General features: G+C 69.2%; 19 protein-coding genes. 5 read left to right on the plus strand and 14 right to left on the minus strand.

The window, feature by feature from the left end; translation table 11 throughout:
• Nucleotide 1: 1 nt before the first annotated feature.
• Nucleotides 2-2,215, minus strand: coding sequence for an MMPL family transporter (locus tag AB0A61_RS08790; RefSeq protein ID WP_361288350.1), 2,214 nt, complete (start codon nucleotides 2,213-2,215; stop codon nucleotides 2-4).
• Nucleotides 2,216-2,776: 561 nt separating this feature from the next.
• Here AB0A61_RS08790 and ccrA point away from each other — a divergent pair.
• The 3 genes from ccrA to AB0A61_RS08805 all read left to right on the plus strand — a co-directional run bounded on the left by ccrA (nucleotide 2,777) and on the right by AB0A61_RS08805 (nucleotide 6,273).
• On the plus strand, nucleotides 2,777-4,087 hold the full coding sequence (ccrA, locus tag AB0A61_RS08795; RefSeq protein ID WP_361288353.1) for a crotonyl-CoA carboxylase/reductase: 1,311 nt from the start codon (nucleotides 2,777-2,779) through the stop codon (nucleotides 4,085-4,087).
• 433 nt (nucleotides 4,088-4,520) lie between these two features.
• A complete protein-coding gene (locus AB0A61_RS08800) occupies nucleotides 4,521-5,339 on the plus strand; it encodes an IPT/TIG domain-containing protein (RefSeq protein WP_361288356.1) in 819 nt (272 codons plus the stop codon).
• Nucleotides 5,340-5,658: 319 nt separating this feature from the next.
• Nucleotides 5,659-6,273, plus strand: coding sequence for an ATP-binding protein (locus tag AB0A61_RS08805; RefSeq protein ID WP_361288359.1), 615 nt, complete (start codon nucleotides 5,659-5,661; stop codon nucleotides 6,271-6,273).
• A 355-nt stretch (nucleotides 6,274-6,628) separates the two neighbouring features.
• Here AB0A61_RS08805 and AB0A61_RS08810 read toward each other — a convergent pair whose 3' ends face one another.
• The 3 genes from AB0A61_RS08810 to AB0A61_RS08820 all read right to left on the minus strand — a co-directional run bounded on the left by AB0A61_RS08810 (nucleotide 6,629) and on the right by AB0A61_RS08820 (nucleotide 16,466).
• Nucleotides 6,629-7,702 (minus strand): alpha/beta hydrolase family protein, encoded by a 1,074-nt coding sequence (locus tag AB0A61_RS08810; protein ID WP_361288362.1) that lies wholly within the window; start codon nucleotides 7,700-7,702, stop codon nucleotides 6,629-6,631.
• 91 nt (nucleotides 7,703-7,793) lie between these two features.
• Nucleotides 7,794-14,603: an SDR family NAD(P)-dependent oxidoreductase gene (locus tag AB0A61_RS08815; protein WP_361288365.1), complete on the minus strand. Its 6,810-nt coding sequence runs from the start codon at nucleotides 14,601-14,603 to the stop codon at nucleotides 7,794-7,796.
• Nucleotides 14,604-14,738: 135 nt separating this feature from the next.
• Nucleotides 14,739-16,466: a fatty acyl-AMP ligase gene (locus AB0A61_RS08820; protein ID WP_361288368.1), complete on the minus strand. Its 1,728-nt coding sequence runs from the start codon at nucleotides 16,464-16,466 to the stop codon at nucleotides 14,739-14,741.
• A 174-nt stretch (nucleotides 16,467-16,640) separates the two neighbouring features.
• On the opposite strand from AB0A61_RS08820, the gene AB0A61_RS08825 reads away from it, so the two are divergent.
• On the plus strand, nucleotides 16,641-18,113 hold the full coding sequence (locus AB0A61_RS08825) for an MFS transporter (protein ID WP_361288371.1): 1,473 nt from the start codon (nucleotides 16,641-16,643) through the stop codon (nucleotides 18,111-18,113).
• 50 nt (nucleotides 18,114-18,163) lie between these two features.
• Here AB0A61_RS08825 and AB0A61_RS08830 read toward each other — a convergent pair whose 3' ends face one another.
• The 6 genes from AB0A61_RS08830 to AB0A61_RS08855 all read right to left on the minus strand — a co-directional run bounded on the left by AB0A61_RS08830 (nucleotide 18,164) and on the right by AB0A61_RS08855 (nucleotide 21,166).
• The gene (locus AB0A61_RS08830) at nucleotides 18,164-18,910 is read right to left on the minus strand and encodes a GAF domain-containing protein (RefSeq protein WP_361288374.1); all 747 of its coding nucleotides are present in this window, start codon (nucleotides 18,908-18,910) and stop codon (nucleotides 18,164-18,166) included.
• A 303-nt stretch (nucleotides 18,911-19,213) separates the two neighbouring features.
• A complete protein-coding gene (locus tag AB0A61_RS08835) occupies nucleotides 19,214-19,486 on the minus strand; it encodes a hypothetical protein (protein ID WP_361288377.1) in 273 nt (90 codons plus the stop codon).
• Nucleotides 19,487-19,565: 79 nt separating this feature from the next.
• A complete protein-coding gene (locus AB0A61_RS08840; protein ID WP_361288380.1) occupies nucleotides 19,566-19,838 on the minus strand; it encodes a hypothetical protein in 273 nt (90 codons plus the stop codon).
• Nucleotides 19,839-20,065: 227 nt separating this feature from the next.
• Entirely contained in the window at nucleotides 20,066-20,335 is a 270-nt protein-coding gene (locus AB0A61_RS08845) for a hypothetical protein (RefSeq protein WP_361288383.1), read from the minus strand.
• Nucleotides 20,336-20,562: 227 nt separating this feature from the next.
• Nucleotides 20,563-20,835 (minus strand): hypothetical protein, encoded by a 273-nt coding sequence (locus AB0A61_RS08850; RefSeq protein WP_361288386.1) that lies wholly within the window; start codon nucleotides 20,833-20,835, stop codon nucleotides 20,563-20,565.
• A gap of 58 nt (nucleotides 20,836-20,893) precedes the next feature.
• Nucleotides 20,894-21,166, minus strand: a complete 273-nt coding sequence (locus tag AB0A61_RS08855) for a hypothetical protein (RefSeq protein WP_361288389.1) — start codon at nucleotides 21,164-21,166, stop codon at nucleotides 20,894-20,896.
• Between the two features lie 445 nt (nucleotides 21,167-21,611).
• Between AB0A61_RS08855 and AB0A61_RS08860 the strand changes: the two genes are divergently transcribed.
• On the plus strand, nucleotides 21,612-21,851 hold the full coding sequence (locus tag AB0A61_RS08860) for a chaplin family protein (protein ID WP_361288392.1): 240 nt from the start codon (nucleotides 21,612-21,614) through the stop codon (nucleotides 21,849-21,851).
• 90 nt (nucleotides 21,852-21,941) lie between these two features.
• On the opposite strand, the gene AB0A61_RS08865 is transcribed toward AB0A61_RS08860, so the two are convergent.
• From AB0A61_RS08865 to AB0A61_RS08880, 4 genes are all read right to left on the minus strand, one after another.
• Nucleotides 21,942-22,808, minus strand: coding sequence for a tyrosinase family protein (locus tag AB0A61_RS08865; protein WP_361288395.1), 867 nt, complete (start codon nucleotides 22,806-22,808; stop codon nucleotides 21,942-21,944).
• Nucleotides 22,792-23,295: a tyrosinase family oxidase copper chaperone gene (locus tag AB0A61_RS08870; RefSeq protein ID WP_361288397.1), complete on the minus strand. Its 504-nt coding sequence runs from the start codon at nucleotides 23,293-23,295 to the stop codon at nucleotides 22,792-22,794. Before AB0A61_RS08870 ends, AB0A61_RS08865 begins: the two co-directional genes overlap by 17 nt.
• Nucleotides 23,296-23,613: 318 nt before the next feature.
• Complete coding sequence (locus AB0A61_RS08875) at nucleotides 23,614-23,910, minus strand: hypothetical protein (RefSeq protein WP_361288400.1); 297 nt, start codon at nucleotides 23,908-23,910, stop codon at nucleotides 23,614-23,616.
• 292 nt (nucleotides 23,911-24,202) lie between these two features.
• The gene (locus AB0A61_RS08880) at nucleotides 24,203-24,874 is read right to left on the minus strand and encodes a hypothetical protein (protein ID WP_361288403.1); all 672 of its coding nucleotides are present in this window, start codon (nucleotides 24,872-24,874) and stop codon (nucleotides 24,203-24,205) included.
• Between the last annotated feature and the right edge of the window lie 139 nt (nucleotides 24,875-25,013).

The raw sequence follows: 25,013 nt of genomic DNA on the forward strand, positions 1-25,013 counted from the left end.
CTCACGGTGCGGCCGGTACGTCGGTCTGGTTCGCCGCCTGTTGTGCGGCGCGGTAGGACGGCAGGTCTGCGCCCTCGATGTCGACGTTGGGCAGTACGCGCTCCAGCCATCGGGGCAATCTCCAGGCGCGACGGCCCAGAAGGCACATCACGGCCGGGACCACGGTCAGGCGGATGACGAATGCGTCCACGAACACTCCGACAGCCAGCGCGAAACCGATGGACTTGATCACTGGATCACGGTTGAAGACGAAACTGCCGAACACGGCTGTCATGATCAGCGCGGCCGCGGCGATGACGCGCCCGCTGCGGGCAAGGCTCCGGACGACGGCGGTCTGAGCGTCCCCGGTGGCGAGGAAGTACTCCCGCATACGGCTGACCAGGAAGACCTCGTAGTCCATCGCGAGTCCGAAAAGCACGCTGATGAGCAGCACGGGCAGGAAGCTCACCACCGGGGCCGCCGCGGCAATCTGGAAGGCGTCGACGAGGTGCCCCTGCTGGAACACCCAGACCACGGTGCCGAGCGTGGCGGCGATGGACAGCAGGAAGCCCAGAACCGCTTTGAGCGGAACCAGCACGGAGCGGAAGGCGAGCGCCAGCAGGAGCACGGCCAGCGCGACGATGACGCTCAGGAACAGCGGCATGGCGGCGGACAGCTTCCCCGAGACGTCGATCGCCCCGGCCGTTGCGCCTGCAACGTAGGCGGTGCCGCCGGCCTTCTTGACCGCTGTGGTGGCGTGCTCCCGCAGCCGGTGCACCATGTCGATGGTGGCCGGGTCGTCCGGACCCGTCCTGGGTACCAGCCCGACGACCGCGACCGTGCCGTCCCGGTTGACCACCGGCCTGGTCACCGTCACCACATCGGGGTCCTTGGCCAGGGCGGCCGTCAGGTCGCGGATCGCCGTGGGCCGGTCCGAGGCCGCGAGGTGCGCGGTGTCGGCCACCACGACCAGCGAGGCGTTGAAGCCGGGGCCGAAGCCTTTGGCGAGGAGTTCGTAGCTCTTGTGCTGGGTACTGGTTTTCGGCTGTGTCTCATCGCTGGGCAGGCCGAGTCGCAGTTCACGGGCGGGCACCGCGAGCGTGAGGAGTGCCAGCACCGCGGTCAGGACGACGGCCCACGGAGCTCTGCTCACCGCTCGGCCCCAGGCGGAGCCCCATCTGCCCGGGGTCTTCGGCCGGTGTGCGGGGTCACTGTGCGTGCTCATCCCTCTGGGCCTCAGACGCTCCCCGGCCATGGAGAGCACGGCGGGCACCAGGGTGAGGGCGACCAGGATGGCCACCAGGACAGTGGCGGCGGCGGCCAGGCCCATGACCGTCAGGAAGGGAATGCCGGTGATCGCCAGTGCGGACAGAGCGACGATCACGGTCACCCCGGCGAAGAAGACCGCGCTGCCGGCCGTGGCGACGGCCCGGGCCACGCAGTCGCCGACATCGGAGCCCGGTCTGGACAGTTGCTCACGGTGCCGGGCGACGATGAACAGCGCGTAGTCGATGCCGACCGCGAGTCCCAGCATCAGGGCGAGCGCCGTGGCCGTGTTGGTCATCTGGACGTACCGGGAGACGAACTGGACGCCGAGGACGCCGATGCCCACCCCGACCAGCGCGGTGATCAGGGGAAGCCCGGCGGCCAGGAGCGACGTGAGGGTGACGGCGAGGACCGCATAGGCGAGGATCACGCCGAGGCCCTCGGCCGGACCTCCCAACTCGGCCGGTGCCGAGGAAGCAGACCCGGCGAACTCCACGCGCAGTCCGGCGGCCCGGGCGGGCTCCATGGCGTCGTGCAACCGGTCCTTGGCGGATTGCGGGATGTCGCCGGGCAATTGGCGAAATCGGACGTCGGCGTAGCCGATGGTCCGGTCCATCGCAAGGGTGCCGCCCTGGACGGGATCGGTCACCTGGAGGACACCGGGTACGCCGGCCGCGCGACGCAGCGAGGTGGCGATCGCCGTCTGCCACCTCTGTGCCGTGAGATCCGAGCCGGCCGGGGCCTGCAGCACCACGCGGGCGACGCCCCCGGCGCTCTCCGGGAACTTGCTGCCGAGGAGGTTCTGGGCCCGTTGCGACTCGACCGCGGGGACGGTGAACTCCGTGCTGATCCGGCCGCGCAAGGTCGTGCCCAGGCCCACGACGACCAGCAGAAGCAGCAACCAGGCGCCCAGCACTCGACGACGGTGGCGGGTCACCCATTGGGCCCACCTGTACAGGCGTACAGCCACGTGTGTTCTCCCTACTTCCGGTCGACGCCGCAGTGACACCTGGGGGGCGCACCGCGCAGGTCGTCCGCAACCACGGCAGCGACTGCCTGCGGATCCTCAACAGCACCAGGGCGTTCGGGCGGACGGGCACGCCGATCCGCCGGGTTCGGTGAACCCGTGACATACAGCACCACTATGGGACGGAACACGCCGGGCGGCCCGTGGGCTTAGGCCCTTCGATACCCGGACCGGGCACTCTTGCCCGTCGAGCGGAATCCGGTCTGCTTTGCAGTTGCATCATCCACGGGGCAGAGGCTTGCTAGTGCTGTGACCGGGAAGGTTTGCCGGGAAGCTCGCGGCGTCCGGTGCGGTGCATCGCAAGGCGGAGCATCACCCGCGTACTGGATGTACTCGGGTGATGCGACAACGCGGCGAGGTGCCGTGCCGGGCGTCGCGAGCCGGTGAACCTTCCCGGTCACAGCACTAGAGACCAGATCCGGGAGAAGTCCGGGAGAAAGCCGACCGGCGTCCGTCGAGTGCCCGCTGCAACGTCCGCCAGAGGGAGTCCTGATGCAGTCCCCCATGTCTGAAGCAGTCCTCGCAGATGCCGGCGGCGCGGAGCTGGAATCCCTCCCTGTGCCGGAGTACTTCCCCGCCGCCACCGTCCGGCTGGAGGACGTCGACTCCTTCCGGTGCATGGAGGACAAGGACGTCCGGAAGTCCCTCGCCGTCACCCGGGTGCCCATGCCGGAACTGGCTCCCGACGAGGCGCTCGTCGCCGTCATGGCGAGCTCCGTCAACTACAACACCGTGTGGACCGCCATGTTCGAGCCGGTCCCGACGTTCCAGTTCCTCGAGCAGATGGGCAGAGCGGGCGGCTGGGAGGCACGGCACGATCTTCCGTACCACATCGTGGGATCCGACGCGGCAGGCGTCATCGTCCGTACCGGGTCCTCGGTGCGCAAGTGGAAGGTGGGTGATCACGTGGTGATTTCGCCCGCCTACGTCGATGAGCAGGACCCTGACACGCATCGGGACGGGATGCTCGGCGAGGGGCAGAAGGCCTGGGGTTTCGAGACGAACTTCGGCGGCCTGGCGCACTACGCCGTCGTACGGGCCAGTCAGCTGATGCCGAAGCCCGCCGCCCTGAGCTGGGAGGAAGCGGCCGTCAGTCCGCTGTGCGCGAGCACCGCGTACCGCATGCTGGTCAGCGAGCGCGGAGCCCGGATGAAGCAGGGCGACGTCGTGCTCGTCTGGGGCGCCACCGGCGGCCTGGGCGCCTATGCCGTCCAACTCGTCCTCAACGGGGGCGGCATCCCCGTCGGTGTCGTCAATTCCGCGGAAAAGGCGGAGGTCCTCAGATCGCTCGGCTGCGAAGCCGTCATCAACCGTTCGAACATCGAGGATGGTGATCCCACCCTCCTGCAACGGCCCGACGGCTGGAAGAAGATGGGCAGGGCCATTCGTGAGCTCGTCGGGGAGGACCCGCACATCGTGTTCGAGCATGTCGGCAGGAAGACCTTCGCCGCATCGGTCTTCCTGGCCAGGCGCGGCGGCACCGTCATCACCTGCGGATCCAGCACGGGTTACGAACACCTCTACGACAACAGGTATCTGTGGATGCGCCTGAAGAAGATCATCGGAAGCCACGGCGCAAACCTTCACGAACAGTGGGAGGCCAACCGGCTCATCTCGCTGGGGCACCTGGTTCCCGCCCTGTCGGAGACCTACGCACTCGACGAGGTCGGTGAAGCGGCGCGTACCGTCCAGACCAACCAGCACATCGGCAAGGTCGGAGTTCTGTGTCTTGCCCCCCGGCCCGGTATGGGGATCACTGATCCAGAGGCCCGGTCACGCATCGGCGAGCAGCGTCTCAACGCGTTCCGCAGGTGACGGCCGTTTCCTGCCGCCGATGCGCCGCAAGGGACGGCGCCGACTACGGATTCCCTCCTTCGGGTGATGCTCCCCGGGGGCCCTTGTCCGCGCGCCCGTCTGCCAAGTATCACTGAAATACCGGTAGGCAGCCCATCCACGCCGGATGGCGCGACATTTCGCATGTCGGCCGGTCTGCCGAGTTGTCTCAGATCTCACGGCGTCGTGGTGCCCACATTGACGCGGCAAGCAGGCCACACCGTGGTCCGCGCTCAGGGCCACTCCCATTCAGTCAGCCGTTCCGATGCCTGCCGCAGTGAGCAGACCCGTCCGGGGTGACGACGTCACAGACCTCTCCATTCGCTCGCGTCCAGGAGTGAGGCGACCTGCCCCGTGTGCGTGCACCGGCGGCATCGAGCGGATCAAGCACCGACAACTCCGTCAGGAGACCTCCATGTCAGCGAATCTGCTCCCCGTCCTGCCTCCCGTCCTCGCACAGCCGACCCTGTTCGCCGCCGTGCCGGGTTTCGGGCCCACCACGGGCGGGAACACGGTGCTGCTCCTCGGCGCCAATCTCGCCGGAGCCACCTCTGTCACCTTCGGCGGTACGCCGGCCACCATCCTGTCCCAGGACCCGTTCGGCTTCCTGATCACCGTCACCGCCCCGCCGCACACCGCGGGCAACGTCCCGGTCGTCGTCACGACCCCGGCCGGGCCCAGCTCTGCGGCCAACTACACCTACGTCGCCCCGCCGGTACCGCCGCCGCCCACCGTCGTCGGCATCACGCCGCCGTCCGGGCCGACCAGCGGCGGTACGCCGTTCACCATCGTGGGCACCAACCTCACTGGGGCGTCGGTCACCTTCGGCGGAGTGCCGGCCACCAACGTCAACGTGACCGGCGGCGTGGTGCTGACCGGCCTGACTCCTCCCGGCGCCGCGGGCAGCGTCGCAGTTCAGGTGACCACCCCGGCGGGCAGCGTGACCGTCCCCGGAGGCTTCACCTACGTCGTCCCCGCACCGCCGACCGCGACGTCCATCGTCCCGGCGACCGGACCGGTCACCGGCGGTACGCCGTTCGTGATCACCGGGTCGAACCTGTCCGGTGCTCAGGTGACCATCGGCGGCGTGGCGGCGACCAACGTCGTCGTCGACCCCACCGGCACCTTCGTCGCCGGCCTGACGCCGCCCGGAGTGGCTGGTAACGCCGCGGTCGTCGTCACCACTCCCGCCGGCAGCGCAACCGTGACGGGCGGGTTCACGTACACCCCCTAGAAGTGGCTGCCTGCTCGGTTTCGCGGGCGCCCCCAGGTAGCACCAAGGTGGTCCGGTCAGCGGCCGGGCCACCGGCATGTGCGCAGCCGGGTCTCCCGAGGGCCGTGAACCCCCGAAACAAACCACCAGACCCGTCCCACCATGGAGCGCACAGGTGCATTCCGACGATCCGACTAACCACTCCGAGCCCCAGTGCCCCCAATCGCATCCCGAATTCCCCCCTCCTCCGCGTTCTCGCTGGGTACGGTCTAACTGCCCATCACCGATGGGCGACCCGCAAAACGACTAACGGGCCGGACTACTGCACCAGGGGCTGCACGTGCAAGAAGCCAATCAACCGACCTGTCATTCGTCCGACTCGGCATGCCGATACCTGAACTTCCTCCACCGCATTCCCGGAACGTGCGCGCACCTGAATACTTCATTAGTCGAAAAGAGCGCCGAAGCAATACTTCTCAGGCTGCCGTGCACGGCCAGGTCGGTTTCCATCACACGCCGACTGGTACACGAGGCCCTGGTGTCATGGCAGGTCAGCCCTTCGGTGGCGGAGAGAATGATCCTCGTGGTCTCCGAGTTGGTCACCAACGCCGTGCAGCATTCCACGCTGTCCGAACCAGCCCTCCTCAGCGACGTCCGGACCTACTTCGAACTGGCCGTCTTTTTACTCAGGGATCACATCCGGGTCGAAGTGCTCGACAGAAGCCAGCGTCTGCCGGTCCACCTCACCGCCCACGATTACGCCGAGACCGGACGGGGAATGGGCATCGTCCAGTACTGCACACGCAGATGGGGAGCGGACAGATTGTGCGCGGGCGGAAAGGTCGTCTGGTGCGACGTGGATATGGACGAACCCCCTTGCGCGCTGGACGAAGCGGTGGAGCGGCCGGAACATGGCCGGCCGGCAGCCGGGAGACCGGGCATCCCGTCACCGTGAGCGACCGGGAAGGCGATCGGTCGTCTCACAGTGCGCCCCGCAGTACGCCCCCTCCAAAAGGGTGATGATCCATCAGCTCCCTTGCGGCATATTCCAGATCCTGCGTCACTGGAAGTATCCAACCGGTGGGCAGCCCATCCCTCCGGGGAGCGCGACTGCGGTGTCGTCTTCGGCTGCCCCTACGGGAGTGCAGTCCTGACGCGCCAACGCCGCGATGGGCATCCCCGGAAGGGGTTGGATCGCCAGTCGGTGCCACGTACGTGGCACCGACTGGTCGCATACGTCCATGACACCGACTCGGGCGAGATCGGATGAGAACGTCGGCGAAGGGTGCCGCACGAGCCGGCCGACCGGGTCACCCCGTAGGTGTGCGGGCCCCGAGGGCGGAGAGCACCGAAGGCCACATGCGGTGCAACTCGCGCTGCCAGTAGGGCCAGGAATGGGTGCCGGGCCTGAACAGGTCCGTCGTCACCTTGACTTCGGCACGGCGCAGTTCCCGGGCGAACGCGTAGGTCGGGTTGCCCAGAGGCCGCTCCAGCAGGGAGGCGGCCGGGTTGAACCTCTCCTCCAGTCCGCCCGGTGCACCGGTGGCGGCATAGAGATAGACCCAGGTCTTCCCGAACCGGCTCACCATGCGCGAGGGGTTGTGGGCGTTCCAGATCGCCTTCTGTGCGTCCGGACGCCCCCACAGGCGCACCGGGTCGACGCCCTCACGCAGGCAGGTGACGCCGATCGCGAACTGCATCCCCGGGTCGGAGATGTCGACGATACCGCTGAGTGAGCCGGCGAACCGGTAGCTGCCCGGATGACGCGCGGCGTAGTTCAGCGCCCCCAGCCCGCCCTCGGACAGGCCGACGAGGGCCCGTCTGCCACTGGCCCGGAACGCACGTTCCATCAACTGCCGCAGTTCCACGGTGTGGAACGTCTCCCAGCGGGGGGCTGTGCGGCTGCCTCGGTCCCACCAGTCGGTGTAGAAACCGGCGCGGCCCCCCTCCGGCATGACCACGAGGACGTCCGCCGGGTCGGCGAGTTCTTCGACGTCGGTTTCACGGGTCCACGAGGTGTAGTTGTCGCCGGCGCCCTGGAGGAGATAGAGGACCGGGAAGGTCATCTGCGACGTCTGCCCCCAGTGCTTGGGGAGGATGACACGCACCGGCATGCCGCCTCTCATGGCCGGTGATTCGACCATGAGGTCCAGCATGCGCCTGCCGAGGGGCTCGACACGAGTGATGTAGGCGCCGTCGTCCGCGCGGGCCGCGGCCGCGCTGTGGACGGCCGCGCTGTGGACGGCCGCGCTGTGGGCCCCGGCCGCCGTGGCCTGCCCGGCCGCGCCCAGTGATGACATCAGCAGTACGCCGCTGAGCAGGTAGGTGTGGACGCGCCGTGGGAGCCGCGCGCGTCGGCTGACGAAGCCAAGACGTCTGGTCATGGGGGTGTGACTGCTCCACAGGTGGGGGGTTGGGTGGCAACGCGGACCCGGCGACGGGCGCGGGACGAGCTCTTCGGTCACCACCGGGAGCTCACCCGGAGGCCGCCAGGGACTGCGTGAGGTGCTGAGCGATCGCCGTCACGTGGGGCGGGTCGATCAGGGACAGGTGGTCGCCCTCCACGGGGACGACTTCGAGACAGGGGCACAGGGGCGCCCAGCCCAGGTCGGTCTCCGGCCTGAGGTAGCGCGGGTCCAGAGCCGTCGTCAGGCGCTGCGCCTGCTTCGCGCGGTAGAGCACCACAGGGCCGCGGTACGGGCGCGGTACGTATCGCTCGCCGACGCGGGCGTCGATGTAGGAGGTGCGTTGGTGTTCCATGATGCCCGGGCTCATGTCGAGCCCTGCCTCGGCCACCACGCGCATGACGACGTCGATCTGCTGGTCCTCGGGCGTGGCCGCGAGTTCGTCGTAGGGCAGGTTCAGGTGCTGTCCGTAGGTCTTCTCGACGTACGCGGCGAAGCGGCGGAAGCGTTCGAGCAGCAACTCCCGCGACTGCGCGTTCACGCCCGGCAGGGCGGCGGGCAGGATGGTGTCGATCAGTCCCAGGAAGGCGACGCTCTGGCCCGCCTCCGTCAGCTGCTGCGCCGTCTCGTAGGCGAGGCAGCCGCCGAAGGACCAGCCCAGGAGTCGGTAGGGGCCCTGCGGCTGGATCTTCCGGATGAAGGACAGATAGCGCGCGGCCTTCTCCTCCATCGTGTCCACGGTCTCCAGCCGTTCCAGCCCGTACACCGCCTGGTCGCGGGGCAGGAGCAGGGTCAGGGGCTGGTAGACGGACGTGGGGCCGCCGGCGGGGTGGAAGGTGAACAAGGGGGGTTTGGAGGAGCCCTGCCGCGACGGGCGGAGAGTGTTCACGACCCTGCCGCCGGTGGGGTTGACGGCCGGCCTGATGAGTTCTGCGATGGCGGCCACCGTCCCGTGCTTGAGCACGGCCTCGGCAGTCAGCGTGAGCTCGGCGTCCTCGCCCAGGCGGCGGCGGATCGCCTCGACCAGTCCTTCCGCGACGCGCAGGTCGGCGTCGGCCGCGAGGATGTGGCGGCGGACGTCCGCGGGGGGCTCCCGCAGGACTTCGGTCCAGGCACCGGCCACCAGACGCTCGGCGGCATCCCGTGGCTGGAGGGAGGACGGCAGCGCCGCTGCGGGAAGGTCTGCGGAGGCAGTGTTCGTACCGGTGTCCGAGGCAGTCGGCGATGCGGCCGTGCCCTGCTGCGGCGCATCGTCCGCCTCGCGTACGAGTCCGAGTTCCCCCAGGACGGTCTCGCCGATCTCACGCAAGGTCGCACCGCGCAGCATGAGGTCTGCGGGCAACTCGACCGCGAAGTCCTGCAGTACGGCGTTTCGGATACGCACGGCCACCAGGGAGTCCAGGCCGAGGGCGGGAAGCGGAACCGCGTCGTCGAGGTCCGGTACGTGGAAGCCCATGATCGCGGCGGTTCGTTTCACCAGCCGCTGGTAGACCTCGTCCGCGGCGTTCTCGCCGAGGGACTCGACGGCGCCGGGTCCGGGCCAGTCGTCCACAGAGGTGTCCTGGGCGCGGAGGCTGTCGGTGAAGAAGGGAATGTCGGACAGACCCGGGAACGCCTCCAGGACCCGTTGGCTGTCGAAGTGCACGACGCCCGTGTGCGTGTGGTTGTGGACGACGAGGGCCTGCAGGGCGTCCAGTCCTTCGGCCGCGGTGAGGGATTCCAGTACCAGGGCCGGATTGGCGGGAGCGGCGCCGATGTCCCGCCAGGGGCCCCAGGCGATGGACGTGGCGGGCTTGCCCTCCGCTCTGCGGCGTTGTGCGATCGCGTCCAGCCAGGCGTTGGCGGTCGCGTAGGCGCACTGACCGGGTGAGCCGAGCAGGGCGGCGGCGGAACTGTAGAAGACCCACCAGTCGAGGTCGTGGGAGTCGACGGCCGCCTCCAGGTGGAGCGCGCCGGTGACCTTGGGCCGCAGAACGGTGTGGACGTCGTCGGTGCCCAGATCCGTGATCATCCGGTCGTGCAGGACGCCGGCGCAGTGGGCGACCCCGCGCAGCGTGTGTCCCTCGTCGAGTGCGGCCTGCACCAGGCGCGGAGCCACGTCGGGCTCGGCGATGTCGCCCTGCACCACGGCGACGGACGTCCCGAGCTCGCGCAGCCCGGTGATGACCTCGTCCGCCTCCGGCGTGGCCGGCCGCCTTCCGTTGAGGACCAGCCGGCCGGCTCCCTGTTCGGCCAGGCGGCGTGCCGTTGCGAGGCCGAGGCCGGTGAGGCCGCCGGTGACGATGTAGGCGCCGTTGCGGTGCACGAACGGTGCTTCGTACTGCTGCTCCGCCAGGTCGGCGGGAGTGAGCCGGGCGACGCGGCGGGTGCCTGCTCTCCAGACGACTTCGTCCTCGGCACTGTTGCCGAGGAGTTCCTGAACGAGGTCCTCGACGTGGTCGAACTGGTCGTCGATGTCGACCAGGCACGCACGCAGGGCGGGTTCCTCGATGGCGAGCACGCGCACGAGACCACGCAGACAGGCCAACGACGGCTTGCCGCGTTCCCCCGGTACGGCGGCACGGGCTCGTACGGTGACCAGCCAGAGCCGGGGGTGGTGCTGCGCGTGCGGGCCGGCGGCGAGCTGGCGCGCGACCTGCGTGGCGCGGCACAAGGCGTCGGCCCGGGACTCGGCCGTCTCGCTCGTGCCGTTCGTGTCGCTCGAATCGCCGGTGTCGCTCGTGCCGTTCGTGTCGCTCGAATCGCCGGTGTCGCTCGTGCCGTTCGTGTCGTCGAGGAGCAGCACGACGGCGCGGGGAGCCGTCGGCCTGCTTCCCTGTGGCCAGTCGTCGAGCAACCGGTGCGGGGATGCGCTGAGCGGCCGGGTCGTCGTCCGGACGTTCCTCGACTCCAGAGCCTGGGCAAGTGCCGTGGCCAGGGCGCTGTTTCCGCCTGTCGCGGGTTCGTCGACGAGGAGCAGGGCGCTGTCGAGCGGGGCGGGGAGCGGGACGGGCGCCTTCTGCCACTGGATGTCGTAGGCGAGCGCCTCCAGGGGCCTGGGCACCTCACCGTGCTCGGCGGGACGCAGTTGCAGACCCTGGGCGGTGATGCGCGCGTCGGCTCCGGTCGCCACGACGTCCCAGCGCCCGTCGAGGTGACCGGGTGCAAGAGGTACGCCCGGTTCCGCGGCCGCCCCCGGCGACGGGAAGGCCCGGATGGTGTACGGCGTGCTCGGGGCGGTGAGGTGGTGAAGGTGCAGGCGCTGCAGGAACGCCGGGGTGACCTCCGCCCGGGCGGACCCGCCGTGGTGGACGATGCCGTCGTGCGGATCGGGTACGCCGGCCTGGGCCGGTGCGTACAGCATGGCGGCGAGGAGCTCTCCGTAGGACTGCCCGGGGCGTTCCTCATGGTCGGCCGGGCTCCACTGGCTGACGACGGCCGGTGGGGTGTCGGGGATGTCCGGGGCGGCGGCGGGGCGGGTGTGGACCCGCGCTGACGCGTGGCAGGTCCAGGTGCCGCTCGTGGTGCGGGCATGGACCGTGACGGTCGCGTGGGCGCCGCAGGGTTCCCAGACGACGGTCACCGGTGTTCTGCTGGCCAGGGGCAGCCATCGGTGGATGGCCAGGTCCTCCAGGCGCAGTTCGTCCAGTCCGTCCTGCTCGTGGATCTCCCGGGCCGCGGCGATCATGAGGGAGGCGGCCGCGGGCAGGGTGAGGACCGGACGGCCGTGGAGCAGGCGCACGGCGGCATGGGCTCCGTCCGTGCCCAGGTCGGTCTGCCACAGGACGGCACCGGTGCGCGGGTCGTCGGTTCGGCGGCCGAGCAGCGAGTGGCCCCTCCCCGGGTCACCGGTTGCGTGGCCGCGGCGGGCGAACCAGTAGCGTTCATGGCGCCAGGGCGGGCTGGGCAGCGGGATTCGTGTTCCCGCGGGCCAGAGCCGGTCCTCGTCGACCTGTGCTCCGGCGAAGTGCAGCCGGACGAGTGCGCCGCGCAGGTCGACCGCCTCGTCGCCCCCCTTGTACAGCGTGGGAACCACCACCGCTTCGGGGGCGTTGGCCGCCTGCAGGGTTTCCGTGAGGGGAATCAGGGCGATCGGGTGGGGTGAGACTTCCAGGAAGAGGTCGTTTCCGTCGGCCGCCGCGGCGGCGACCGCCTGCTGCAGCCGGACGGGGCGGCGAAGGTTGGCGCACCAATAGGCGGCGTCGGCCCGCACCGGGGCCCGCGGGTCCTCGAGGACGGTGCTGTACCAGGCGAGGTCCGCGGTGGAGGCCCGAAGCGTGCGCAGGGCCTCGTACAGTTCGGGGACGAGCGGCTCGACCGCCGCCGAATGCCCCGCTCCGCCGACGTCGAGAAGCCGTGCCGTACGGCCCTGCCCGGTCAGTTCGTCCACCAGGCGCCGGACGGCCTGTACCGGTCCGGCGACGGTGCATCTGCGCGGGGAGGAGTGCACGGCGATCTCTACGCCGGGGAAGCGCGGCAGAAGCTCGTCGCGTTCCTCGTCGGCCAGTTCGACCGCGGCCATGGCGCCCGTGCCTTCGTTGTCGATGCCTGCGAGCCGGACCGACCGCTCGAGGATGATGCGCAGACCGTCGGCCACGTCCAGGGCGCCGGCGATGACCGCGGCGCCGACCTCGCCCATCGAGTGGCCGATGACGGCAGCGGGCCGCACCCCGTGGGCGAGGAAGGTGCGCGCCAGGGCGATGTGCATCCCGAACAGCAGCGGATGGATGTGCTCGACGCCCTGGCCCGGCTCGGCCTGCCGGAGCATGTCGTGCAGGGACGCACCCGCCTGGGCGAGGAACACCGGGTCCAGCCCACGGACCTCCGCCTCGAATACGGGCTCGTTTCTCAGCAGGCCCAGTCCCATCCCCTGCCACTGGGAGCCGTGGCCGGAGAAGACCAGGACGGGACGGCGGGCGCCGGGCGAGCGCGCCACGAGGTTGTCGGGGCCGGCAGGTACACACCCCGGCCCCTCCTCCCGGCGTGCCAGGGCTCCGAGCCGTCCGGCCGCCTCCTCGTGGGTGCGTGCCGTGACGGCGGCACACACGGGCCCTCTTCGATGGCGGGCCAGGGTGTGGGCGGCATCCCTGAGCGCGGGTGCGTCGTCGGCCGACATCAGCCGGGCGAGCCCGGCCGCGACGTCGCCGATCCTGTCGCGGGACCGGGCTGAGACGACGAGTACATGCGCAGGCGTGGCGTGACTGTCCTGGCCCTCGTTCTGCGGCTCGACGGCCGGTGCCTGTTCCAGGACGACGTGTGCGTTGGTGCCTCCGAAGCCGAAGGCGGACACGCCGGCCCGGGCCGGGCGGGTGCCCCGGTCCGGCCAGGCGACGGGCTCGGTGACGACGCGCAGGCCGAGGGAGTCGAAGTCGATGTGCGGGTTGGGCCGGTGGAAGTGCAGGCTGCCCGGAATACGGTGGTGGTGGAGCGCCAGTACGGTCTTGACCAGGCCGACGATCCCCGCGGCACCTTCCAGATGGCCGATGTTGCCCTTCACGGAGCCGATGAGCAGGGGCTGGTGCGGCGGCCTGCCGCGACCGACCACGGCACCCAGTGAGCCGGCCTCGATGGGGTCGCCCAGCAGGGTTCCGGTGCCGTGTGCCTCGACGTAGTCGATGTCGGCGGCATCGACCCGGGCGTCGTCGAGCGCGCTGCGCAGCAGGCCTTCCTGGGCCGCGGGGTTGGGGGCCATCAGTCCCGCCGAGCGACCGTCGCTGTTGACTGCCGTTCCCCTGATGACGGCCAGGACCCTGTCGCCGTCGCGCAGGGCGTCGGTCAGCCGTTTGAGGACGACGACCCCGCAGCCCTCCCCCCGGGTGATGCCGTCGGCGGCGGCGTCGAACGGCTTGCACCGGCCGTCCGCCGCCAGTGCTCCGGCCTGCTGGAAGGAGGCGGTGACCGTGGGGGAGAGAAGGACGTTGACACCCGCAGCGAGCGCCGTGTCGCATTCACCGGCGCGCAGGCTGCGGCACGCCTGGTGCACTGCCACCAGGGACGAGGAACAGGCCGTGTCGACGGTCATGCTCGGGCCGTGCAGGTCGAACAGGTAGGACAGCCGGTTGGCGGCGATGCTCCCGGCGGCTCCCGTGCTGGTCCACGGGGTCAGCCGGGTGGGGTCCGACGTGGTCAGATGTCCGTACTCGAGGGCGCTGAGACCGACGAACACCCCCGTGTTGCTGCCCTGGAGGCTGTACGCGGGAACTCCGGCGTGGTCCAGGGCTTCGCAACCGACCTCCAGCAGCAGCCGCTGCTGCGGGTCCATCACCTCCGCCTCGCGCGGGGTGATGCCGAAGTGGTCGGCGTCGAAGGCCTCGATGTCGTCGAGGAAGGCGCCCTGGCGGGTGGTCCGTTCCATCAGCGCCGCGGCGCCGGGCCCGGTGGCGAAGTCGCGCCAGCGTCTGGCGGGGACGGTGCCGATGAGGTCGCTGCCCGCGATCAGGTGCTTCCAGAAGGCGTCGGGGCCGCTGACGTTGCCGGGCAGCCGGCAGCCGATGCCGATCACGGCGACGGGGCAGGGCGCCGAGGACGGTTCGGCGATGTCGCTCCCGGTGTCGTCGCCCTCGGTGGCCGGGGGCTGTGGCTGCGCCCGCGGCGCGTCCTGGTCCCGCCCGGCCACCGGCCCCTCGCTCCCGGCCAGACGCTCCACGAGCGATCCGACGGTCGGGTTCTCCCACAACAGCGTGGCCGGCAAAGGCCTGTTCAGGAATCGTTCCAGGCGACCGGCGACACCGACGGCGGCGCGGGACGTCAGGCCGTGGTCCACCAGCGGCCGGGTGTCGTCCAGATCCGCCTCGGCGATGCCGCAGGTTTCGGAGAGGAGTTGGCGCAGGAAGGTACGTAGCTCCGCCGCGGAGGCCGGTTTCGGCCCGGGCCGGTCGGCCGGCCGCTCTCCTGGTTGCATCTGTGCTCTCCCTGCGCCTTCACGTGCTGCCGGTCGTCGGTGCCAGGTCCTGCCGTCACCTGCCCGTCGTCGCCCGGAGGGCCGCCTCGCGGCGTCAGGTGCGGCGTGAGGCGGACGGGCATGTGACGACAGGGCCTATGGGGTGTCCGCAGACCATGCGCCCGCCAGGTACTGGTCGCGGCAGGCGCTGCGCGCGACCTTGCCGCTGGTGGTGCGGGGAACGCTGCCGGGTGGAGCCAGTACGAAGTCGTGGACGGCGATGCCGTGTCCGGCGGCGACCGCGGACCGCACCGCGCCGGTCACCTCCTGCGCCAGTACCTCGGTCCGGGTCGCCCCGCGGCGGTGCTCGGCGACGACGGCCAGTCGCTCGCCGTCGGTGGTGGACAGGGAGAACGCGGCGATGTGGTGCGGGCGGATCGCCGGATGAGCCGCCTGGACGGTCTCCTCGATGTCGTGCGGGTAGTGGTTGGTCCCGTCGATGATCACCAGGTCCTTCAGACGGCCGGTGACGTAGAGCTGTTTGTCGTGCCACACGCCCAGGTCGCCGGTGCGCAGCCAGGGTGCGGTCGGGTCGTCGCCGTCGAGCACCGCGTGGAAGGTGGTCTCGCTGCGCTCCTGCTGGTTCCAGTAGCCGCGTCCGACGTTGGGGCCGCGCAGCCAGATCTCACCGATGGTTCCGTCTTCCCGGCGTCGGCCCGTCGCGGGATCGACGACTGCGATCTCCTGGCCCGTCGGCCGGCCGCATCCGACGAGTTCGACCACCGCCCGGTCGTCGGAGCTCTCCAGCGTGCGTGCGGTCCCCTGTCCGACCGCCTGCCGGTCGAAGGAGGCGACGGTCGGCTCCTCTCCCGCCGGTGAGGTGCACACGAAGACGGTCGCCTCGGCCAATCCGTAGGAGGGGCGCATCGTCGTGCGCCTCATGCCGACCGGCGCGAAGGCCGTCTGGAAACGCTCGAGGGTACGAGGTCCGACGGGCTCGCTGCCGTTGATCAGGACCGCGACGGACCCCAGCCACAGTCCGGCACGTTCCTCGGCGTCCACCCGCCGGACGCAGTAGTCGTAGGCGAAGTTGGGCGCTGCGCTGAGAGCTCCGTCGTACCGCGTCAGCAGGCGCAGCCAACGCACCGGTTGCTGAATGAACGCCAGAGGGTCCATGAGAACGGACGGCAGATGCCCGATGACCGGCAGGACGACGGCCATTACCAGTCCCATGTCGTGGTACAGCGGCAGCCATCCCACGGCGCAGTTGCGGCCTCGCCGGATGTCGTAGGCCTCCAGGCCCTGCCGGGCGTTGTGGCACACATTGGCGTGGGTGATCGCCACCCCGGCGGGAAAGCGGGTGGAGCCCGAGGTGTATTGCAGATAAGCCACGTCATTCGGCAGCGGTTCGTCGAAGTCCTCGCGCGGCTCTACGGAGGTCTGCACCAGCTCCTGCTCGGTGACGACCCGGAATTTCCCGGACATGCCGTGTGCCGCACAGAAATCCGTCAGCGACGCGCGCTGTTCCTCGACGGTCAGCAAGAACTTGGGCGAGGCGTCCCGCAGCACCGCCGCGAGCTTCTCCTCGTGCCCGGGCAGGGAGGGCGGGAACAAGGGAACTGCAATAGCGCCGGCACAAGTGATGGCGAGGAATCCCACAACATACTCGAGGCTTTGCGGAGCGACGACCGCCACTCTTTCCCCGGCCACGTCGGCACAACGCAGGGCCCAGGCGGTCCGCCGTACCCTCTCGTCGAGTTCCTTCCAGGTGAGCGAGGAGGTCACGCCCTCGATGTCAGCGCTGTGGTCGACGAACGTGAAGGCGGTTTCGTCGGGGGTGAGAGCAGCGACCCGGGCGAGATGGTGGCTGATGGTATCCGTCACCGGGATTGTCACTGGCTCACCGAACCTTCACTTTGGCGCCCGCACCACTGCGGGTTTTGGACGCATGCAGCGGAACAACAGCGAAACACGGGGTTGTCCCCCTTCTCCAGTGACACGCCGGTACAAGCCGTCGGCCCGCTCACCTCGTGACTCGGCAGCGCCTATATTTCGCACGTGAGGGTAATCCGGGTACCGCACCTTCGGCTACGCACCCCGAGCGTCATTACGACGGTCATTCTCGCCACGTTCTTGACGGCTCTCGACAGCAGTGTGGTGAATGTCGCCCTGCCCCAGATGCGCAGGGAACTCGGTATGGGCGACACGGGCCTGAAGTGGGTGGCCACCGCATACCCGCTGTCGCTTGCGAGCTCTTTGCTGTTCGCCGGTCGGCTGACCGATGCCAGGGGACGCCGCTGGTCCCTGCTGACCGGGCTCGCCGTGTTCACCGCCTCCTCGGCGTGCTGCGCGCTGTCGGGCACGGAGGGGATGCTCGTCTGCTTCCGCGCCGTGCAGGGCGCCGGTGCGGCGTTCATCCTGCCCGCCTCGTTGGCGGTGATGTCCCACGACCTGCCGGGCAGTGTGCGTACGGCCGGATTCGGTGCGGCGACTGCGGCGGTGGCCTCTGCGCTGGCTTTCGGACCGGTCATCTCCGGTGTGGTGACGCAGCACTTGGGCTGGGAGTGGCTCTTCGTGCTGAACATTCCGCTGGGAATCGCCGGCTTCTTCGTCGGTGCCTTCGCCCTGTCCGGCGCCGCCCGCGAAACCCGCCCCTCGCCTTCCGACGTTACCGCGGTGTCCCAGCGGGTGGTCGCGCTGACGTGCCTTTCGCTGGCCGCCCTGGTCTACTGCCTGATCCAGGGACCCGCGTACGGGTTCGCGGAGCCGATGGTCATCGTCTCGGGTCTCACCGGCGTCGTCGGCGTGGTGGCACTGTGCTGCTGGCAAGAACCGCGCCGCAGCGCTGCGTTGGGCCAGCTGCTGTGCCGACGGCCCTTCATCGGCGGGCTGGTCGCCCAACTGCTGTGGGGGCTGGGCGTGACCGGCGTCTACTTCTACACGTCCCAGTTCCTGCAGAGCGGATTGCGGCTCAGTCCCACGCAGGCAGGGCTGACGTTCACGCCCGTGGTCTCGGCGCTGTGCGTGACCGCTCCGTTCGTGGCGGCCATGGCCAAACGGTGGGGAGACGGGCGGATCGCCGCATCGGGTCTGCTTCTGGTGTCCTGCGGCCTGCTCCTGGTCGCGTTGGGCAGTCGCTACGGCGAACTCGTCGACCTGCTGCCGGGGCTGACCACCGTGGGCGCGGGTTCGGCACTGGCGCTGCCCGTGACGACGCGGGCCCTGGAGTCCTCACCCGGCCATCTGTCCGGCTTCGCCGCGGGGTTGTTCAGCGCGACCCGCGAGCTCTCGGGTGTGTTCGGCATCGTGCTCGTGGGCGCCGTGGTGACTTTTGTGCAGCGCTCGGCGCAGTCCGGGGGTGCCGCACACCATGAGGCCTTGTGGACGGGGTACGCGGCCGGTCTGTGCATGGCGGCAGCACTGGTCGGGGCGGGCGCGCCGGTTGCCGTCTGGGCGCTGCGCCACCCACAGGGGCCTCAACGGGAAGACGGCTGCCGGGCCGTTGGGTCGTCGTCCGGGGACAAGCTCTAGTCAGTCCCCTTGTCGCCCTTCCGTCGCCCCTCTTCATCCCTCTTCGCCGGTCAGTCGGCAACCCGGTCGGACTCCAGCGGCCTTCGGGGCCGGCCCGTCACCGGCCGGTCCGCCGCCCCGCTGTCCATGATGTGCACGGCTCCCAGGAGCAGCGAGAACAGACGTACGAAGCGTTCGCCGGTGTCCCCGAAGGCATCGACGCGGGGCGATTCCAGGATGAGAACCCCGACGGGCCGGTCCCCCACGTACACGGGGGCGATGATGGACGACAGGTGGTCGTCTCCCAGGTTGACCATCGGATACCCGCTGGTCGAGTGCGTATCGTCGATCCTGACGGTGGCCTTGCGGCCAAGAGCCCACAGCAGGTCCCGGCCCTCCGCCTCATCGGCGGTGTACTCGTCGGGCGCCCGGCTCACATCGCCGTGCTGCCCTCGTCGTCTGAGGCGGCGGCCGTCCTCGTCGAGGGCGTAGTAGGCGCATCTGGTGCTGGGACCTGCCTTCGTGGCGAGCAGGGTGGTGATCCAGTCGACGGTCTGGACCTTGAGCTCGCCTGTGTCGCTCGCCTCGTGCGTGAGGCGCAGTATGTTCTCCACGATGGCGCAGAGATTGTCGCTGAACTCCGCGATCTCCGCGTCGGCGTTTGCCTTCGAGCGCAACGCGACATAGGAGGCGAGGCTGGAGCAGGCGGTTCCCGCGGCGATGAACGTGATCTGCACGACGCCGGCCACATAGTTGATGACGGAGCCCACGGCGAATGCGGCGCCGGGGAACAGAGCGGCCGCCGCGGTGATCAGCACCCGCCGGTTCTTCCTCGATCGTCCACCTCTGGACGCCTCTTGACCCAAAGCTTCCACCACTGCCGTGTTCCTTTTCGATGTCACCCTGTTCGCCGGCCATGAGATTTCGGTCGGCATGTCATCGCAGTGGATGGGCAGCACTGACGTCTACGTCCAGTGACCCGACCGTGGCGGCAACAGGCAACACGTGCGGACAACAATCATCCGAAAGAGCTAAGGGTTTCGCGTGGTGGAGCCGGATACGCAGAACGGCCGGGACCCGGTACGGGGTCCCGGCCGTTCTGCGGCGCGTGGGCGTCAGGCCTAGTAGCCAGGGAAGGTGACGCTGCTGACGCAGCTGATCGAACCGCGCGCGGCGGGGCAGTTCTGCGTCGAGTCGTTGATGACGGTGACGTTTCCGCTCTTGTCCCTGGTGATCTGGTACGAGGTCACCTGCACGCAGCGAACGTGGCCATAGCCGTCGTTCGTGCAATGGTCGGCGCCGTTACCGGCGAAGGACTGGGCGGCACCCGCACCGATCAGAGCAAAGCTCCCCAGGACGCCCACCGCCGCCGCGATCTTCTTCGAATTGAGCATCTGCCTTTTCCTTTACAGTCGGCCCCCGCTCGGACACCCGGTCGAACCCCGAGGGCTTCCTAGATCACCTGATGGGCGATCACTTGGTCGGCGAGAGAGCCTGGTTGCACTGCACCGACTTGTGCTTGCTCAGGTCGCTGGTCTGGAGGCCGAGGAGGTTGACCACGAGATTGACGTCGTGGATGTTGACCAGCCCTTGCCAAGCCGACTCGTTCGCCGAACACGTCTGGTTCTGCGTGGGGTCGGCCTTGGTCTGCGAGTCCCCGTCCGCGGCGTGGCCGACGCCGGCGCCCAGGAAGCTGACGCTGCCGAGCATGGCCACGGCGACTGCCGCCCTGTGGTACTTGCGCATTACTTCTCCGTTTCTCGGGTTGACACAGTTCGTGATGAACTGGTCACCGACAGTGGCTAACTCTAGGCGACGTTTGCGGCCTCTTTATGGGCGAAACGCGCAGACGTCTACGATTGTTAAAAATGGCACAATATGATGTGGATGGACCGGCGATATACAGCAGACAGGCCCCGAAACCCGGACACATGGCCGGGTTTCGGGACCTGTCTAAATCATCTGACCGGCAATCACTTACCGAGGCCGAGGAGCTGGTTGCAGCTCACCGACGTGTGCCTGCTGGCGTCGGTGGTGGTGATACCGGCGGCACCGATGTTGTTGATGATGTCGCTGGCCGCCTCGGTGCCGACGTAACGGCTCTCGTCCGCCGAGCACGCCTGGTTCTGCTTGTTGTCCAGCTTGAAGCCGTCATCGCTGTGAGCCTGGCTGACGCCCGCTCCAAGGAAGCCGACGCTACCGAGCATGGCCGCGACGACAGCGGCCCTCTGGCAATTGCGCATTACCTCTCCGTTTCTCGGGTCGACACGGTCCGTGATGAACCGGTCACCTACAGTGGCTGACTATAGACGACGCTTTCGGACCCTCTGCGGGTGAAACGCGCAAACGCCTACGATTATTAAAAATGGCACAATATGATGTGGATGGACCGGCAAGGAACAGCAGGCGGGTCCCGGAACTCGGACACCTGGCCGAGTTCCGGGACCCGCCTAAACGACCCGATCGGTAATCACTTACCGACGAGGAAGAGCTGGTTGCAGCTCACCGACGTGTGCTTGCTGACGTCGGTGGTGGTGATGCCGGCAGCACCGATGTTGTTGACGAGGTCGCTGCCCGTCTCGGAGCCGACGTAACGGCTCTCGTCCGCCTGGCACGCCTGGTTCTGCTTGTTCTCCAGCTTGAACGCTTCGTCATCGCCGTGAGCCTGGCTGACACCCGCGCCGAGGAAGCCGACGCTACCGAGCATGGCCGCAACGACGGCGGCCTTCTGGTACTTGCGCATTACCTCTCCGTTTCCTGCGTGGACTGAGAACAGACAGCCCGAATCACCTGATCGGCAGTCACTTACCGATGGTGAAGAGCTGGTTGCAGCTCACCGACGTGTGCTTGCTGGCGTCGGTGGTGGTGATGCCGGCGGCACCGATGTTGTTGATGATGTCGCTGGCCGCCTCAGTGCCTACGACACGGCTCTCGTCCGCCGAGCAAGCCTGGTTCTGCTTGTTCTCCAGCTTGAACGCTTCGTCATCGCCGTGAGCCTGGCTGACACCCGCGCCGAGGAAGCCGACGCTACCGAGCATGGCCACGACGACAGCGGCCTTCTGGTACTTGCGCATTACCTCTCCGTTTCCTGTGTCGACACAGTCCGTAGTGGACTGGTCACTGGCAGTCCTCAAGCTAGGCGATCTTTCAGACTTTTGCCATGAGAAACGCACAAACACGTACGTTTCCTGAAAAAATGCTGTCCTGACTTGCTGAGCCTGCCACCAGGTGGCCGCATCCGCGCAGCCACGCCCGGCCAACTGCCGTTCGGAAAGCCGCTGCTCACAGCGAGCGGGCACCTTCCCCGTCGAGACGGAGCCGCCCACGTCACTGGGTGGGGCAGAACATCACCCGTCTGCCGGGGCGCGGTCGGCGCGCGCCGCGAGCCGACCGGAACCGACCCTTACCAAAGGGTGATCTGGGGACAAACGCCGTAACTGCTCCCGGTTCGTCGCGTTGAGGGGGAAGTGCGGCCGCGCGTCATGCTGCCGCGCTTACCAAGTCAGTAAGGAGAACGTGATGTCTCTCATCGCGAAGGCGGGGGTCGTCGCACTCGGCACCGGTGCCGTGGCGCTCACCGCAGCCGGCCTCGCCACGGCGAATGCCGGCGCCGAGGCTTTGGCGACGGACTCGTCGGGTGTCGCGTCGGGCAATGTGGTCCAGGTCCCGGTTCACGTGCCGGTCAACGTGTGCCACAACACCCTCCACGTGTTCGGCGCTCTCAACCCGTCCCTCGGACACCTCTGCCGGGGCGAATGACGTCTGACGTCCCGACGCGAAAGCCCCGGCGCACTCCAGCGCCGGGGCTCTTTCGATGAAACGGGCGTCGGCACGCGTACCGGCGTCGGCTCACGCGTACCGGTAGATGCGGCCGACGTCCTCCAGCTCGTCCGGAGTCAGGTCCCACGGCGGCAGCTTCTGGTGCCGTGCCACGATCCGGCCGTGCTGCTCGTCGCGGGGGCCCGGCGGCTTCTCGGGCAGATAGCGGGCCCCGCGGTGCCGGCGCTGCCAGCGGTACCACTGCAGATCGACGAAGGCGTGGTGCAGCCAGAAGACGGGGTCGTTGACGGAGGCCCCGCCGAGCATCGCCCCGCCGACCCAGCGGTGCACCCGGTTGTGGTTGCGCAAGGACCCCTCGTCCCGGCCGGTGTCCCAACCCTCCAGCTTGTTGCGGAAACCCCGGGTGACCGTGGAGTCCCAGGGCGCGACGTCGTAGACCGGGTCGTCCAGCGCCCACTTGAGATCGTCACTCGTCGGCAGGTCGATCGGTTCGCGGGAGCGGCCGAGGTCCCGGGTGAGGAACGAGTCGTCGGTCACGTTCACCTTGATGGTCCAGTTGCCCTCCCGATGGGCGAACGGACCGGTCGTCACCTGGTGGTCGGAGCGGCGCCCGTCACCGCCGAGGAGGTCCTCCGTCCAGGGCACGGATGTGGTGGTGCGGTCGCGGGTCCAGTCCCAGTACGGAACGGTCACCGAGGAGTCCACCCGGCGCAGTGCGCGCTCCAGTTCGAGCAGGAGCTGCCGGTGCCAGGGCAGGAAGGAGGGCGCCATGTGCGCGGAGCGCAGTCCCTCCTCACCGTCGGAGGGGAAGTACTCGATGTGCATCCGCACGAACTCGTCGTACTCGCCACGCCGCTTGACCTCCAGCAGCGCCTTGACGAACCGGCGCTTCTCGGCCCCCGTGAGCGTGCCGGCGTCCTTACGCACGTACGCCATGCCGCTCCCCCGTGTGCGAGTGCCCCGTGCCCAGCGGTCCGGGAGCCAGGTCGCGCAGCCGCTGGCCCGGGCCGAGTTCGTCGACGGCGGCGCGGGCGGCGTCCAGCGGTGTCCGGTACGGCCGGTAGTGGTCGACCATGCTCAGCCAGGTGCCGTCGGCACGGCGCATCAGATGCAGCGGTCGGCCGTCCACGGTGACGTGCCACTGACCGTCCTCCGCCGCGTCCCCGGCGGGGATCCACTCACCTTTGATGCGGCGGCCGCGGTAGGTCTGCTCGAAGGCGGTGCCCTCCGGCGCCTGCCCGGCTGCGGAGTCCGGGCGCGGGAACCGGTGGGCGACGACCGCCGGGGTCATGAAGGCCGCGAGTGCGCAGGCGAGCAGCCTGTGAGCCGCGTCCCGTCGTGTTCTGCCCGCCGGTGCGGGCCCCGCCGTGCCCGGTGCCCCCTCCTCGGCGCCCGCCGGTACTGCCCCGGTGCTGACGACCATGGTTCACTCCTCGTCCGGTTCGGTTGTCCGTTGCGGTAACCGCCGAACGTCCCGCGCGGTCACCGCCGCGCGGCCAGGACGGTGATCACCGGTGGCCGTCCGGGTGATCACCGGCGTGCGCCGTCGGGCCGCCTCCGTCCGGAGGCGGCGCGTCGACCGAGCGCACGAAGAGGGTGCGGGTGCCGCCCGCGGATCCCTGCACCGGCCGCAGGGGAACGGGACGGCGCAACCGAGGACACGCGGTGACCGGGGACACACGGAGGGACGGCCCTCGAACCACACCGAGGGCCGTCCCTTCCGTAGCGCGTCGTCTCGGCCCTACAGCGACAGGCCGCCGTGCAGCGGCTTGACGTCCTGCACCGCGGTCGTGGCGTCCTTCGCCGTGTGGTGCAGCGGCCGGGAGTCGTTCAGTGCGTTCGCGGCGTCCTTCGCCGCGTGGAGCAGCGGCTCCTTCCCGGTGCCGAGCTCCGACCCGTGCAGCGGCACGTCCAGAGGAAGCTTGGTGTTCACGCTGCCGCTCAGGCCGGTGCTCGCGTCGGCGGCGAACGCAGGCCCGGCGACACCGGCAGCGATCAAGGACCCGGCAAGGACAGCGGCAGCCTTCAGGGACTTCATCGTGTTCCTTTCTTCGGCAACGCGGGTTGCCGGAGGGGACTCTGTCTCCGTGCCTAACGAGCTCTGACCGGAGCGGAAACCGGAGGCGCCGAAGATTGCAAGTCCTCATATGAGAACTCTGAGAGAGCGGGCCCCGCGACTGAGAACTCTGAGAGAGCGGGCCCCGCGACGCGATGGGACCGCCCGGCAACCGGAAGAAGGAGGGGGCGAACAACAGTCGTGGTGCCGCTCCCTCGGAGCGGCACCACGACTTCGGGGACGAGAGCCGTACGGTACGAGGCCCGTGCGGTGCTCACGAGGCCGGCGGCAGCACCGGCTCCGGCAGCGTGACGGCCGGTACCTCGGTCAGCGGCGTCGATGCGGACTCGTCCGGCGTCGGCAGCGGGTCGTCGATCGCGGCCGGCGTCGGCAGCGGGTCGTCGATCAGTGAGGCGGTGAGCAGGTTGATCGCGTCGGTCAGCAGGCCGGCGACCGAGGGAAGCACCTGGTCGACGTCACCGGAGGTGACCGACTGCACCAGGGTGTCGATGGCCTTCGCCAGGGCGTCCAGCGCGTCACTCGTGGGGTCGGCGGCGCGCCGCTCGGACGTCCCGGACTTGGCCGTGGCCGCCCTCGTCGTGGCCGGGGTCGCCGGAGTCCTGGCGGCCACCTTGAGCAGGGCGCGCTTCGCGGCGTCGCCCAGTTTCCTGGCCTTCGCGGCGGGCAGTTGGCCGTGGTCCGCCTCGAGCACGGCGTTCAGCAGGTCGGTGACCGGTTTGGCCTCGCTCCCGAAGGTGTTGAGTTTCCTGACCTGCACGACAAGCGCGTCCGCGCCGGGGAGCCGCTTGCCGGCCGACGTGACATGGCTGCGTCCGGGGCGTTCCGGGGCCGAGTCGGCCGCCAAGGCGACCGGTCCGGTGGTCCCGACCAGGAGGGCGGCGCCCAGTGCGCTGGAGGTGATACGCCGTACGGGCAGAGCACGCATGGGACATTCCTTTCGACGGGCGTCTGATCTTGAGCCCACCGTGAGAGCACCCATGACTGCCTGCAACCGATCATAGGCCTTTCACAATCCCCCGTTTCCCCCCGTCGCCGTGTCCTGCCTGATCAGACGGTACGTCAGG

Origin of the sequence: Streptomyces sp. NPDC046197, assembly GCF_040646295.1 — a bacterium.
Lineage (GTDB): Bacteria > Actinomycetota > Actinomycetes > Streptomycetales > Streptomycetaceae > Streptomyces.

What these genes read in the sequence shown, in the direction of transcription:
- ccrA (WP_361288353.1), top strand. Translation starts at nt 2,777, where the DNA reads ATGTCTGAAGCAGTCCTCGCAGATGCCGGCGGCGCGGAGCTGGAATCC.
- AB0A61_RS08800 (WP_361288356.1), top strand. Translation starts at nt 4,521, where the DNA reads ATGTCAGCGAATCTGCTCCCCGTCCTGCCTCCCGTCCTCGCACAGCCG.
- AB0A61_RS08810 (WP_361288362.1), bottom strand. Translation starts at nt 7,702, where the DNA reads ATGACCAGACGTCTTGGCTTCGTCAGCCGACGCGCGCGGCTCCCACGG.
- AB0A61_RS08815 (WP_361288365.1), bottom strand. Translation starts at nt 14,603, where the DNA reads ATGCAACCAGGAGAGCGGCCGGCCGACCGGCCCGGGCCGAAACCGGCC.
- AB0A61_RS08835 (WP_361288377.1), bottom strand. Translation starts at nt 19,486, where the DNA reads ATGCTCAATTCGAAGAAGATCGCGGCGGCGGTGGGCGTCCTGGGGAGC.
- AB0A61_RS08840 (WP_361288380.1), bottom strand. Translation starts at nt 19,838, where the DNA reads ATGCGCAAGTACCACAGGGCGGCAGTCGCCGTGGCCATGCTCGGCAGC.
- AB0A61_RS08845 (WP_361288383.1), bottom strand. Translation starts at nt 20,335, where the DNA reads ATGCGCAATTGCCAGAGGGCCGCTGTCGTCGCGGCCATGCTCGGTAGC.
- AB0A61_RS08850 (WP_361288386.1), bottom strand. Translation starts at nt 20,835, where the DNA reads ATGCGCAAGTACCAGAAGGCCGCCGTCGTTGCGGCCATGCTCGGTAGC.
- AB0A61_RS08855 (WP_361288389.1), bottom strand. Translation starts at nt 21,166, where the DNA reads ATGCGCAAGTACCAGAAGGCCGCTGTCGTCGTGGCCATGCTCGGTAGC.
- AB0A61_RS08860 (WP_361288392.1), top strand. Translation starts at nt 21,612, where the DNA reads ATGTCTCTCATCGCGAAGGCGGGGGTCGTCGCACTCGGCACCGGTGCC.
- AB0A61_RS08865 (WP_361288395.1), bottom strand. Translation starts at nt 22,808, where the DNA reads ATGGCGTACGTGCGTAAGGACGCCGGCACGCTCACGGGGGCCGAGAAG.
- AB0A61_RS08870 (WP_361288397.1), bottom strand. Translation starts at nt 23,295, where the DNA reads ATGGTCGTCAGCACCGGGGCAGTACCGGCGGGCGCCGAGGAGGGGGCA.
- AB0A61_RS08875 (WP_361288400.1), bottom strand. Translation starts at nt 23,910, where the DNA reads ATGAAGTCCCTGAAGGCTGCCGCTGTCCTTGCCGGGTCCTTGATCGCT.
- AB0A61_RS08880 (WP_361288403.1), bottom strand. Translation starts at nt 24,874, where the DNA reads ATGCGTGCTCTGCCCGTACGGCGTATCACCTCCAGCGCACTGGGCGCC.